This is a genomic window from Stenotrophomonas sp. YJH_SMC_20 (assembly GCF_059367845.1).
The window spans coordinates 82,062-94,979 of record NZ_JCAFRG010000015.1; the positions used below are offsets into that span (position 1 = coordinate 82,062).

12 protein-coding genes are annotated in these 12,918 nt (G+C 68.4%); 6 read left to right on the forward strand and 6 right to left on the reverse strand.

From position 1 onward, the window contains the following. Positions 1–67: 67 nt before the first annotated feature. From gluQRS to phaR, 3 genes are all read left to right on the forward strand, one after another. Positions 68–988, forward strand: coding sequence for a tRNA glutamyl-Q(34) synthetase GluQRS (gluQRS, locus tag AC5P6A_RS20010; RefSeq protein WP_171952857.1), 921 nt, complete (start codon positions 68–70; stop codon positions 986–988). 17 nt (positions 989–1,005) lie between these two features. Further along, on the forward strand, positions 1,006–1,746 hold the full coding sequence (phbB, locus tag AC5P6A_RS20015) for an acetoacetyl-CoA reductase (protein ID WP_019660520.1): 741 nt from the start codon (positions 1,006–1,008) through the stop codon (positions 1,744–1,746). A gap of 182 nt (positions 1,747–1,928) precedes the next feature. Beyond that, complete coding sequence (phaR, locus tag AC5P6A_RS20020; protein WP_031270734.1) at positions 1,929–2,462, forward strand: polyhydroxyalkanoate synthesis repressor PhaR; 534 nt, start codon at positions 1,929–1,931, stop codon at positions 2,460–2,462. A 74-nt stretch (positions 2,463–2,536) separates the two neighbouring features. Here phaR and AC5P6A_RS20025 read toward each other — a convergent pair whose 3' ends face one another. From AC5P6A_RS20025 to AC5P6A_RS20050, 6 genes are all read right to left on the reverse strand, one after another. Next, a complete protein-coding gene (locus AC5P6A_RS20025; RefSeq protein ID WP_134729896.1) occupies positions 2,537–3,490 on the reverse strand; it encodes a TraB/GumN family protein in 954 nt (317 codons plus the stop codon). Between the two features lies 1 nt (position 3,491). Beyond that, entirely contained in the window at positions 3,492–4,424 is a 933-nt protein-coding gene (locus AC5P6A_RS20030) for a DUF1684 domain-containing protein (RefSeq protein ID WP_180876589.1), read from the reverse strand. Positions 4,425–4,435: 11 nt separating this feature from the next. Beyond that, entirely contained in the window at positions 4,436–6,340 is a 1,905-nt protein-coding gene (gene mutL, locus AC5P6A_RS20035; RefSeq protein ID WP_021204166.1) for a DNA mismatch repair endonuclease MutL, read from the reverse strand. Positions 6,341–6,498: 158 nt separating this feature from the next. Beyond that, a complete protein-coding gene (locus AC5P6A_RS20040; RefSeq protein ID WP_019660525.1) occupies positions 6,499–8,067 on the reverse strand; it encodes an N-acetylmuramoyl-L-alanine amidase in 1,569 nt (522 codons plus the stop codon). Positions 8,068–8,149: 82 nt separating this feature from the next. Beyond that, entirely contained in the window at positions 8,150–8,632 is a 483-nt protein-coding gene (gene tsaE, locus AC5P6A_RS20045; RefSeq protein WP_019660526.1) for a tRNA (adenosine(37)-N6)-threonylcarbamoyltransferase complex ATPase subunit type 1 TsaE, read from the reverse strand. After that, entirely contained in the window at positions 8,629–10,113 is a 1,485-nt protein-coding gene (locus AC5P6A_RS20050; protein ID WP_171952862.1) for an NAD(P)H-hydrate dehydratase, read from the reverse strand. Before AC5P6A_RS20050 ends, tsaE begins: the two co-directional genes overlap by 4 nt. Positions 10,114–10,136: 23 nt before the next feature. On the opposite strand from AC5P6A_RS20050, the gene queG reads away from it, so the two are divergent. From queG to AC5P6A_RS20065, 3 genes are all read left to right on the forward strand, one after another. Next, entirely contained in the window at positions 10,137–11,207 is a 1,071-nt protein-coding gene (gene queG / locus AC5P6A_RS20055) for a tRNA epoxyqueuosine(34) reductase QueG (RefSeq protein ID WP_019660528.1), read from the forward strand. A gap of 44 nt (positions 11,208–11,251) precedes the next feature. After that, complete coding sequence (gene xseA, locus AC5P6A_RS20060) at positions 11,252–12,583, forward strand: exodeoxyribonuclease VII large subunit (protein ID WP_346715091.1); 1,332 nt, start codon at positions 11,252–11,254, stop codon at positions 12,581–12,583. A gap of 182 nt (positions 12,584–12,765) precedes the next feature. Further along, positions 12,766–12,918, forward strand: a 153-nt coding sequence (locus tag AC5P6A_RS20065; protein WP_495222370.1) for a transposase, incomplete at its 3' end; no start/stop codon positions are given.

Genomic DNA, 12,918 nt, shown 5'->3' on the forward strand with positions numbered 1-12,918 from the left:
ATACCGGTCAATTTGCGGCGTGGTCAGCTTGAATTCAAGCGCCAACCTGACCGACGATTCAGCCAGCATGACCTCCCCCATTCCCTGCGGCCGCTTCGCGCCCTCGCCGACCGGCCTGCTCCATCCCGGATCCCTGCTCGCCGCCTTCGGCAGTTGGCTGCTGGCCCGCCACCATGGCGGCCTGTGGCGGCTGCGCATCGAAGACGTTGACCCGCCGCGTACCGTGCCCGGCGCCGCGCAGTCACAGCTGCAGGCACTGGCTGCGTTCGGACTGGTCCACGACGGCCCGGTCCTGTGGCAGAGCGCGCGAGGCGAGGCCTACCAGGCCGCGCTGGATGTGTTGCTGGCCAGCGACCAGGCCTTCATCTGCCACTGTAGCCGCAGCGAGTTGGCCGCCAACGGCGGCATCCATCACCGCTGCGTTGCGCGGCAACCGCGACCGGACCCTGCCGTCCGCTTCCGCGTGCCGCCGGGCAGCATCGTGCACTTCGACGATGGCCTGCGCGGCCCGCAGCAGCAGGACGTGCATGCCGAAGTCGGCGACTTCGTGCTGCGCCGTGCCGACGGCTGCTGGGCCTACCAGTTGGCCGTGGTGGTCGATGACGCCGAGCAGGGCGTGACCGAAGTGGTGCGCGGCGCCGACCTGCTCGACTCCACCGCGCGGCAGATCCTGCTGCAGCAGGCGTTGGGGCTGGCGGTGCCGCGGTATTGGCACCTGCCGCTGCTGCTCGATGCCCCAGGCCACAAGCTGTCCAAGTCGCTGGCGGCGCTGCCGGTGGACAGTTCGCGCCCGCTGCCAGTGCTGCGCCGGCTCTGGGAGTTGCTTGGCCAATCACCTCAAGCGCTGGAACCTGCCTGCGATCTGGATACGCTGCTGGCGGCCGCCCGGCAGGCCTTCGACCCGGCACGGCTGCCACGTGGCGACATCCTGTTGCCGGCCGGCGCACTTTCCGCGCCGATGTTGCAGAATCCCCCTTCCCCCACCTGATTCCCGGACAGCATTCCATGACATCTCGCGTCGCACTGGTCACCGGCGGAACCGGCGGCATCGGTACCGCCATCTGCCAACGCCTGGCCGACCAGGGCCACCGGGTCGCCACCAACTACCGCGACGAGGCCAAGGCCCGCGTCTGGCAGCAGGCGATGACCGAGCGCGGCTACCACGTGGCGATCTTCCCGGGCGATGTCTCCGATCCAGACAGCGCCGAAGCGCTGGTGCGCGCCGTCGAGGCCGAGCTGGGCCCGGTCGAGATCCTGGTCAACAACGCCGGCATCACCCGTGACACCACCTTCCACCGCATGCGCGCGGACCAGTGGCACGATGTGATCAACACCAATCTCAACTCGGTGTTCAACGTCACCCGGCCGGTCATCGAAGGCATGCGCCGCCGCGGCTGGGGCCGGGTCATCCAGATCAGCTCGATCAACGGCCTGAAGGGCCAGTACGGCCAGGCCAACTATGCTGCGGCCAAGGCCGGCATGCACGGCTTCACCATCTCGCTGGCCCGCGAGAACGCCGGCTTCGGCATCACGGTCAACACCATTTCGCCCGGCTACGTCGCCACCGACATGGTGATGGCGGTTCCGGAGGACGTGCGCGCCAAGATCATCGCCGACATTCCCACCGGGCGCCTCGGCAAGCCGGAAGAAATCGCCTATGGCGTGTCTTTCCTGGTGGCCGAGGAAGCCTCGTGGATCACCGGCAGCAACCTGGACATCAACGGCGGCCACCACATGGGCTGGTGAGCCGCGCAGGGGGCGCCGCGGCATGCACCGGCGGCCCCTGCCGATGGTCATGCTGCGCAGCACGCAAACCCTTGTTGCGCAACATGATCGCCCCTGAAAGCCAAGCCTGGCGGGGGCTGGGGCGGTTGCAACCGCTGCTGCACTGCGCCATGCTGCGCGTCTACTGTGACGAGTACCGCTTCATGGCTGCGACCCGCATCATCAAGAAGTATCCGAACCGCCGTCTCTACGACACCGAGATCTCCAGCTACATCACCATCGAGGACGTGCGCCAGCTGATCCTGGACGGTGAAGACTTCGAAGTCCGCGACGCCAAGAGCGGCGACGACCTCACGCGATCGGTCCTGCTGCAGATCATCGCCGACCAGGAACAGGACGGCGAACCGATGCTGTCCACGCAGCTGCTGAGCCAGCTGATCCGCTTCTACGGCGATTCCCTGCAGGGCTTCATGGGCAACTACCTGGAGCGCAGCATGCAGGTCTTCCTCGACCAGCAGCAACAGTTCCGCCAGCAGATGGGCAACCTGCTGGGCCAGACCCCGTGGGCGATGATGAACCAGCTGACCGAGCGCAACCTGGAGCTGTGGCAGGAATTCCAGCGCAGCATGGGCAGCGGCTTCGGTGGCCCGCGCCCGGGCGGCACCGGCACGGGCACGGGCACCGGCAACAAGCCGAACGAACCGGGCACCGGCACCGGCAGCAAGACCCGCCGCTGAGCCGCTTCACAGGCTGACACGAAAACGGCGCGCCCCTGGCGCGCCGTTTCTGTCTGGATCGCGCCAACGATACGTCAGCGTTTCGCCTTGCACGCCGAGCACACGCGCTCGACCTTGTACCCTTTCGCCTTCAGTTTCTCGACCACGCCATCACTGCCCAGCAGGTGCAGCGTGCCGACCACCACCAGCGTACCGCCCTGCCCGGCCTGCAGGTACGGCTGCAGCTTCGGCACCCAGGCATCGTTGCGCCCGGTGTTGATGCGCTGGTACAGCTGCGGGTACTGCTGGCGCATCTCTGCCGCCATCTTGGTCCACAGCAGGCGATCATCACCGCGGCGCCACGCATCATGCAGCAGCCGCGCCTGCTCATCGGCCTTGCCGGCCTGGTCCAGTGCTTCGGCCAGCATCTGCCGCTGTTCCTGCAGCGTCATTCCGTCAAGCATGCCGATCTGGGTATCAATGTCCTCCAGTCCCGCCGTCTTGCGGCCGGTCTTCTGCGCGCGCTCCATGAAGTGGCGGTCCAGGCCCAGCGCCGGGTCCAGGCCGAGCTTCTGCATCTGCCCGATCGAAATGCTCAGGCCGACGAACCAGGGCTTCATGCCCTGCATCTGCGCCAGCGGCAACTGGTTCTGGGCAGCAAAAGCCTGCAGCTTCTGCCAGGTGGCCGCATCCAGATCACGCTTCAGCTCGCTGCCATCGGTGCGGATCGCCGCCTGCACCATGCGGCTGGCCAGCTGGGGCGACTGCATGTCTTCCGGCGACAGTTCGAACACTACCCGCTGTGAGGCCTCGAACGCCTGTTCGACATCGGGCGACAGCGGGTAGTCCTGCGGCTTCAGCAGGTGGAAGGAACCGAGCAGGTAGAGGCGTGAGTCGCCTGGGCCGGTCACTTTCCACAGCAACGGCACCGGCGGCCTGGCCGCCGCTGCGCCAGCGGTGTCGGCTTGCAGGGTACGTGCTGCAACCAGCGGTGCCAGCGCACAGGCCGCCAACAGAACGGCGGCACGCAACAGTGATCTGATCGGCATCTCAGCCTTCTCCTTCAGGCAGGTGGTAGACCTTCTCGCCCGCTTCCACGCGCAGGTCCAGCCGGTTTTCAGGCGGCGCCAACGGGCAGGTTGCATAGGCGGTGAACGCACACGGTGGGTTGTAGGCATGGTTGAAATCGATGCGCACCGTACCATCGGCGCCTGGCGCATCGGTGTCCAGGTAACGCCCAGCCGGATAGCTGCCGCGACCGCTGGTGCGGTCGGCGAAGATCAGGAACAGCGGCTGCCCGGGTGCACCTATCGCCTCCAGCCGCCAGTTGCGGCCATCACGCTGGAACTCGACCGCGCCCGCGTTCGGCATCTCGGTGGTCAAGCCAGTGATATCGACGATCGGCAGGGTCTTGCCTGGCGGGTGCGCGATGAAGCGCGCCTGCACCTGCCAGTCAGGACCGCCCGGCCAGTACTCCAGGCCGGCGAACCCACGGCGTGCAGGCGCATCGGCGTGCTTGACCCGCAGCGCATCGCGCGGACCGCGACGGATGATGCTGAGCTGGCCTTTGCCACCATCGAAGGCCAGCAGCGTCGGCTGCGGATCCTTGTCGGTGTCGATGCGGATGCGGCCGCGCACCGGTTTGCCCCCATGGCTGACGTCCGTACCGGCTTCGGGAGTGAACCACCATTGGCTGCCCTCGCGGCGCAGCAGGCCCAGCTTGTCCGGCCCCACCGCCAGGCGGATGCCATTGGTCGCGCCACTGCCGACAAAGTGCGATTTGTTCTGCAGCCAGTGCAGGCCGACCAGCGCTGTCCAACCGTCCGGGCGGGTCAGGTCCTGATAGCGTGCCACCCGCCACTGCTGCTGCCCGGCGGCATAGGACGGATCCTCCGCGGCCGAAGCCGGTGCCGGCGGCGGCGCGGGGCTGCAGGCGGCCAACACCATGGCGACCAGCAGGCCGCCCATTCCCCGATAACGCATCGATGCTCCCCTCAACGTCCGCGCAGGAACCAGCGGTCGATCTCCGCCAGCGAAAAACGGGCCCAGGTCGGCCGGCCGTGGTTGCATTGGCCGGACCGCTCGGTGATCTCCATGTCGCGCAGCAGCGCGTTCATTTCCGGCACGGTCAGGCGACGGTTGGCACGCACCGCGCCGTGGCAGGCCATGGTCGACAGCAGCTCGTCGCGCGCGCTGGCCACGCGGCGGCTCTGGCCGTGCTCGCGCAGGTCGGTCAGCACGTCGCGCAGCAGGCCTTCCGGTTCGGCATGCGCCAGCAGTGCCGGTATGCTGCGCACGTGCAGTGAACCGGGGCCGGCACGGGTCACTTCGAAGCCGAGTGCGGCCAGCGTGTCGGCTTCGCTTTCGGCGGTATCGGCCTCGCGCTCGCCCACCGCCAGCGTGATCGGCACCAGCAACGGCTGCGACTGCAGGCCGATGCCATCGTGCGCGTTCTTCAGCCGCTCGTAGCCGATGCGTTCGTGTGCGGCATGCATGTCGACCACGATCAGGCCTTCGGCGTTCTCGGCCAGGATGTAGATGCCGTGCAGCTGCGCGATCGCATAGCCCAGCGGCGGCACTCCGGCATCGGCACTGGTGACCGGCAGTCCGTTCTCGGTCGGCATCGGCGGCAGCGCCGCCCCGGGCTCGGCACCGGCCGGCGTGGCATACAGCGCGGCGTAGGCCGCCGGTGCATCAGCAACCTGCAGCCCCAGGGGCTGCTGCGGGCGCCAGCCGGAAAAGCCACCGCCGCCTGCGCCCGAGCCGGCACCGGGCGCAGGCCCACGCACCAGCCCGAAACCCGATGCGCCCGCGCTCGATGCCATCGATGCAGCAGCGGCGTCCACCGGATGCACCGGACCCGCACCGATCTCCTGCGCCGACATGCCCGCGCGGGTATCAGCCAACGCGTCCTTCAGCGTGCGATAGACGAAGTCATGCACCAGCCGCGAATCACGAAAGCGCACCTCGTGCTTGGCCGGGTGCACGTTGACATCAACACGGGTCGGGTCCAGTTCGAGGAACAGCACATAGGCCGGCTGCCGACCGTGGTACAGCACATCGCCGTACGCCATCTTCACCGCGTGGGCGACGCTGCGATCACGCACCGAACGGCCGTTGACGTACAGGTACTGCTGGTCGGCGCTGGCACGCGAGTAATGCGGCTGCGCGATCCAGCCATGCAGGCGCAGGCCGGCGCCACTGTGATCCACGCGCACGGCCTGGTTGGCGAAATCCTCGCCCAGCGTTTCTGCCAATCGCGTATCGGAATACAGATCGCCCGGCTTGTAACGGCGCGAGGCCTTGCCGTTGTGGGACACGCGCAGTTCGACGTCCGGCCGCGCCAGGGCCAGCGAGCGCAGCCATTCTTCGATATGGCCCAGCTCGGTGCGCTCGGCGCGCAGGAACTTGCGCCGCGCCGGTACGTTGTAGAACAGCTCGCGCACTTCCACCGTGGTACCCGGCGCATGCGCGCGCGGCGTCACCTCACCGATCTTTCCGCCTTCGATCTGCAGCGCGGAACCATGCTCGTCATGTGCGCGACGCGAGGCCAGGGTGAAGCGACTGACCGAGGCGATCGACGGCAGCGCTTCGCCACGGAAACCGAGCGTGGCCACCGATTCAAGATCGTCCAGATCGGCGATCTTGCTGGTCGCGTGGCGCGATACCGCCAGCGGCAGCTGCTCCGGCGCGATGCCACTGCCGTTGTCGCGGATGCGGATCAGGCGTACACCGCCCTCTTCAAGATCGATATCTACGCGGCTGGCACCGGCGTCGATCGCGTTCTCGACCAGCTCCTTGACCACCGAAGCGGGACGCTCGACCACTTCGCCAGCGGCGATCTGGTTGATCAGGATCTCCGGCAAGGGCCGGATCGGGCGCGGACCGGGCGCGCTCATGGGAGATGATGGGCAGCAGACTTCATGGGTCGATGATAGCGGAGCGCCCGTGGATAGAGTCGACTGTCAGTCGACTGCTCTCCGCCCGGGCGCCGAAAAGCCCCGCTGCGCACGTAGTCGACTAACAGTCGACTCTACCGCGCTCTACAGGAAGCGGATTACTTGCTGCCGCCGGCCATGGTGGCTGCGGCGTCGATCTCGGCCTGGGCACGGGCCGCGTACAGCGTGCCCGGCGGTGGCTGGCGGCTGAAGAAGGTGTGCACGCCATCGAGCACGGCACCGGCGATCTTGCGCTGGTAGGCCGGGTCGGTCAGGCGACGCTCTTCATCCGGGTTGGAGATGAACGCGGTTTCCACCAGCATCGCCGGCATGTCCGACGTACGCAGCACCGCGAAGTTGGCGCGCTCGATGTTCGGCTTGTGGTTGTTGCCGATCCGCTTAAGGCCGCCCAGCACGTGGCCGGCGGCGTCTTCGGACGCCTTCATGTAGCCGCTCTGCGCCAGGTCCAGCAGCACATTGGCAAGCGTGCCCTCGGTCTGCTGCAGGCGAACGCCACCGACCAGATCGGCCGCGTTTTCCTTGTCTGCCAGCCAACGGGCGCGCTGCGAAGAGGCACCCTTGGTCGACAGCACGTACACCGACGAACCGGTGGCCGAACGGTTCTCGGCCGCGTCGGCATGGATGGAAATGAAGATGTCGGCCTTGTTCGCACGCGCCTTCTGCGCGCGCATCGGCAGCGGAATGAACACGTCACTGTCGCGGGTCAGGTAGGCCTTCAGGCCCGGCGTCGCATTGACCTGACGGGCCAGTTCCCGCGCCACCGCCAAAGTGACATCCTTCTCACGCTTGCCGGTCGGGCCGATCGCGCCCGGATCCTGGCCTCCGTGACCGGGATCGATGGCCACCACCAGATGGCGCATGCCGGCCTGCATGCGGATGCGGGAGGCATCACTGGGCATGGCCGGGCGCGGCGGTTCCACCGGCGTCGGTGCCGGCGCAGGCACCGTGGCCGGCGGCGTGGTCACCACCGCTGCGGTGCGCTGCCCAGCGAGGATCGCGGCCGGCGAGGAAGAAGGCGAACTGCTGGCCACGGTACCCGCCGCCGCGACCTGGGCCGGCGCGGTGGATGGCGCCGGGGTAGGCGTGGCCGGCGCGGCGGCGGTGGCACTGGCCTGCTGCCGCACCTGGGCAGTCAGCAGCGCCGTGGCACGCGCGGCATCGGTACGCGCCTGCGCGCTCTCCGCCGGCGTCGGCGTCGGTGCGGGCGTGTTGGCCGGCGCCTGCGGCGGCACCGCCGGCGTCGCTGCCGGACGGCTGGCGGCCACGGCCGGGCCATCGCCCGGCCATTCGATCACCAGCTTGGATTCATTGCCCTCGCGCTGCATCTGTGGGCGGAACGGCGCCACCGATTCAGCAAGGTCGAAAACGACACGGAAGGTACCCGGCACCGGCTGTCCGGTGCGCACCGCGGTGACCACGCCCTGCGCCGCCGGCATTTTCAGGTTGCGTACGGCGCTGGAGTCCGGGAAATCGACCACCAGGCGGTTCGGTCCGGCCAGCGACAGCGTCTTGTAACCGCCACTGCCCACCAGCGAGATCTCGGCACGGGTGCCGGTGGCACCGGTATTCAGCAGGACCTGGCGAATTTCACCGGCCCACGCGCTGACGCTCGCCAGACCCAGTCCGACGGCGGCACAGATGGCGATGAGACGGTTCCCCGGGCGCATGGCTCAGGATTCAATCACCGCGCTGAACGGAATGCAACACCTTTTTCCTTAATAATCCGTAACCTGCCGGTGTTTGTTCTCGTCAGCCGACAGATATGGCCTGCAAGTCGCCTCCTTGGGGAAGCCGTTTCAGCCATTCATGCCCTGCGTCGCTGGCGCCAGTGAGACGAACGCGACGCCCTTGTCCCTCGATCTCCAGCGCCACCACCAGGTCGGTTGGCGGCAGCGCACCGGCACCGCGTTCCGGCCATTCAACCAGCCACAGTACCGCGCTGCCCTCGTCCAGCCCGAGGAAATCGAGTTCGCCGGCCTGCCCGATCCGGTACAGATCCAGATGCCAGGCCTCGCCACCGCCGGCCAGCGGATAGCGCTCGACCAGGGTGTAGGTCGGGCTGCGGATGGCGCCTTGGACACCCAGCGCGCGCAGCAGTGCGCGGGCCGTGGTGGATTTGCCGGCCCCCAGGTCGCCGCGCAGTTCGACCAGCGCCTGCGGCGGCCGCGTGGCCGCCAGCCATTGCCCGAGCAGTTCAGTGGCATCGCTGTCGGCAAGGAAGAAATCGATCATCGGGAAAGTTCCGGGTTGGCCAGTCGCCGCAACGGCGACAGCAGATCAGTAGGAAGCAGGCCGCGCGCGCCATCGGCGGCCGCGGCGTCGCCCGCGAGCCCATGCAGCAGCGCACCGGCCGCGGCGGCGTCGAAGGCGGCCAGGCCCTGCGCGCGCAGGCTGGCGATGATTCCGGTGAGCAGATCGCCCATGCCTCCTACGGCCATGCCGGGATTGCCTGCAGCGATCAGCCGTGGCGCCTGCCCGGGCGCCGTCACGATGCTGCCTGCGCCCTTCAACACCACCACGGCGTGGAAGCGTTCGGCCAACGCCTGCGCACAACGGTAGCGATCGGCCTGGATGTCAGCGGTACTGCAGCCGAGCAGGCGCGCGGCCTCGCCCGGATGTGGCGTAAGGATGGCGTCCGGCAGCGCGCGCGGATCCTGCGCCAGCAGATTCAGTGCATCGGCATCAACCACCAGCGGCTTGTCGCTGTCCAGCACCTGCGCAAACATTGCGCGTGCCCATTCGTCCTGGCCCAGGCCGGGGCCGATCGCCACCACCCTGGCCTTGTCCAGCAGCGCCGGCAGCACATCGCCGTCTTCCAGTGCATGGGTCATCGCCTCGGGCAGCCGAGCCAGCAGTGGACCGACGTGGTCGCGGCGGGTGCCCAGGCTCAACAGCCCCGCCCCTGCGCGCAAGGCGGCCTCGGCTGCCATGGCGATGGCACCGCCGCTGCCGTGGTTGCCGCCGACGCACAGCACGTGGCCGGATTCGCCCTTGTGGCTGTTGGCGCGGCGCGGCGGCAGCAGTGCCGGCAAGCGCGCCTGGGTCCAGTGCTCCACGGCGGGTGACACGCCCTGCCATGCGGCCGCGGGCAGCTGCAGCGGCGCCAGCGCCTTCTGGCCACAGTGATCCAGCGCATCGCCGGTATACAGCCCGCGATGCGGCACGATGAACTGCAGGGTCAAAGCAGCCTTCACCGCTTCGCCCGGTACGGCGCCCCGATCGGCATCGACGCCACTGGGGACGTCCAGCGCCAGAACCGGTGCCGCCTGCGCGTTGAGGGCGGCGATCAGCGCCTGCGCCACACCTTCCGGCACGCGATCGAAGCCCAGACCGAACAGGGCATCGACCCAGATATCGGCCTCGGGCAGCACGCCGTCGAAATCGGTGAGGGTGCCGCCACCGGACTTAAATTCCGATGCGGCACGCTGCGCCAGCGACGTCGCCGGTGGCTTGCCCGGCAAGGCGATCACCATCACCGTACGCCCGGCCTTCCGTGCATGGCGGGCCAACACCAGGCCATCGCCGCCGTTGTTTCCTGCGCCAACCACCACGCCGATCCGCTGCGCTTGTGGCCAATGCTGCAGCAGGCACTGCCAGGCGGCGTGGCCGGCCTGCGCCATCAGGCTCCAGCCGCCCTCGGCAGCCAGTGCCGAGGCCTGCGCATCAAGCGCACGCGCGGCAGCGGAATCGAACAGAGCGGCAAGGTTGGCCATGCGGGGATTTTATACTGGTGCATATGTCTCCCGCCCCCGCCCCTGTCGATCCGGCCCAGGCCGTACAGCGCATCCGCGAACTGGCGCGTGCGCATGGCTTCCAGCGCTGCGGCATCGCCGGCATCGAGCTGGGCGAGGACGAGGCGCACCTGGCCGACTGGCTGGGCCAAGGCCTGTACGGCACGATGGACTGGATGGCGCGCCACGGCACCCTGCGCGCGCGCCCGGCCGAGCTGCTGCCCGGCACGGTGCGGGTGATCTCGGTAGGCATGGACTACAGCCACAAGGACGACACCGAAGCCTGGGCAACCCTGGCCGACCCGGGCCGCGCCTACGTGGCCCGTTACGCCTTGGGCCGCGACTACCACAAGCTGATGCGCAACCGCCTGCAGAAGCTGGCCACGCAGATCAACGATGAAGTGGCACCGCTGGGCTACCGGGTATTCGTCGATTCGGCGCCGGTGCTGGAGCGCGCACTGGCGCGCAACGCGGGGCTAGGCTGGATCGGCAAGCACACCTGCCTGATCGACCGCAACGGCGGTTCCTGGTTCTTCATCGGCGAGATCTACATCGATATCCCGCTGCCGATCGATGCGCCGGCTACGGCACACTGCGGCACCTGCACGCGCTGCATCGATGTCTGCCCTACCCGCGCGATCACCGGCCCGCAGCGGCTGGACGCGCGGCGCTGTATTTCCTACCTGACCATCGAGCACGACGGTGCCATCCCCGAAGACATGCGGCCGTTGATCGGCAACCGCATCTACGGCTGTGACGACTGCCAGCTGGTCTGCCCCTGGAACAAGTTCGCCAAGCGTACCGACGAAGCCGATTTCCGCGCGCGCAACAACCTCGATACCGCGCGCCTGGACCAGCTGTTCGCCTGGGACGAAGCCGAGTTCCTGCGCCGCACCGAAGGCAGCCCGATCCGGCGCAGCGGCCATGAGCGCTGGCTGCGCAACATCGCCGTGGCGCTGGGCAATGCGCCGTCCTCGGCCGAAGCGCTGGCTGCCCTGCAGACCCGCATCGACGATCCCTCGCCGCTGGTGCGTGAACACGTGCAGTGGGCACTGGGCCAGCACACGGTGCGCTGACGTGCGATCCTGAGCCCCCGTTCCGCCCGCAGCACGCCGTTCCCATGCAGCCACGCAACAACGACATCCTCACCCCCAGCCAGCTCAACACCCTGGCCCGCGACCTGCTGGAAGGCAGCTTCCCGGCGATCTGGGTCGAGGCCGAACTGGGCAGCGTGGCGCGTCCCGCCTCCGGGCATCTGTATTTCACCCTGAAGGACGCACGTGCGCAGCTGCGCGCGGCGATGTTCCGGATGAAGGCGCAGTACCTGAAGTTCGTGCCGCGCGAAGGCATGCGCGTGCTGGTGCGCGGCAAGGTGACCCTGTACGACGCCCGTGGCGAGTACCAGATGGTGCTGGACCACATGGAGGAAGCCGGCGAAGGCGCACTGCGCCGCGCCTTCGAGGAGCTGAAGGCACGGCTGGAAGCCGAAGGCCTGTTCGACCCGGCACGCAAGCGGCCGCTGCCGGCGCACGTGCAGCGCCTTGCGGTGATCACCTCCCCCACCGGCGCCGCTGTGCGCGACGTGCTGAGCGTGCTCGGCCGCCGCTTCCCGCTGCTGGAAGTGGACCTGCTGCCGACCCTGGTGCAGGGCAGCAGCGCCGCTGCACAGATCACCCGCCTGCTGCAGGCCGCCGATGCCAGTGGCCGCTACGACGTGATCCTGCTGACCCGTGGCGGCGGTTCACTGGAAGACCTGTGGGCCTTCAACGATGAAGCACTGGCCCGTGCGATCGCCGCCAGCCGCACCCCGGTAGTGTCGGCGGTGGGCCATGAAACCGACTTCAGCCTGAGCGACTTCGCCGCCGACCTGCGTGCACCGACGCCATCGGTGGCAGCCGAGCTGCTGGTACCGGACCAGCGCGAACTGGCCCTGCGCCTGCGGCGCACCGCGGCACGCATGGCGCAGCTGCAGCGGCACACGATGCAGCAGGCGATGCAACGTGCTGACCGTGCCCTGCTGCGCCTGAACGCGCAGAGCCCGCAGGCGCGACTGGACCTGTTGCGCCGCCGCCAGCTCGATCTGGGCCGGCGCCTGCATGCCGCGTTCAACCAGCAGCAGGAGCGCCGTGCTGCGCGCCTTCGACATGCAGCGGCGGTCCTGCGCGGGCACCACCCACAGCGCAAGCTCGACACGATGCAACGCCGCCTGGCCGCCCTGCGCGGACGACCGCAGGCAGCGATGCAGCGTCTGCTGGAACGCGATGCGCTGCGCCTGCGCGGGCTGGCGCGTTCGCTGGAAGCGGTCAGCCCGCTGGCGACTGTAGCGCGCGGCTACAGCATCCTGACCCGCAGTGACGATGGCACGCTGGTGCGCCAGGTCGATCAGGTACAGCCCGGCGACGCATTGCAGGCGCGCGTGGGCGACGGCGTGATCGACGTGCAGGTCAAGTAAAGGGGTTCGGCAGGGCTGCGCCCTGCACCTGCAGAGGCAAATGCAACAGCCGAAGCAACAGCGAAAGCGGCTCTGGACTGCTGATAGCTTGGCGGGGTGGTGTGGCTGTGCAGGACACGCCGTAAACCCATCCCTGAAGTGACCCCCGGGAGTTGGACGCCAGATCCAACCCCGAGGGATACATGAACAGATACGACGCTCGTTTCAAACTGCAGGTTGCCAAAGAGGCCTGCAAGACCTCCACATCAGTCAAAGCCGTTGCTCGTCGCCACAGCCTGGAGGCCTCCACGGTCAGGCGCTGGGTGGCGACCTATCGGCTGCATGGTTGGCGCGGA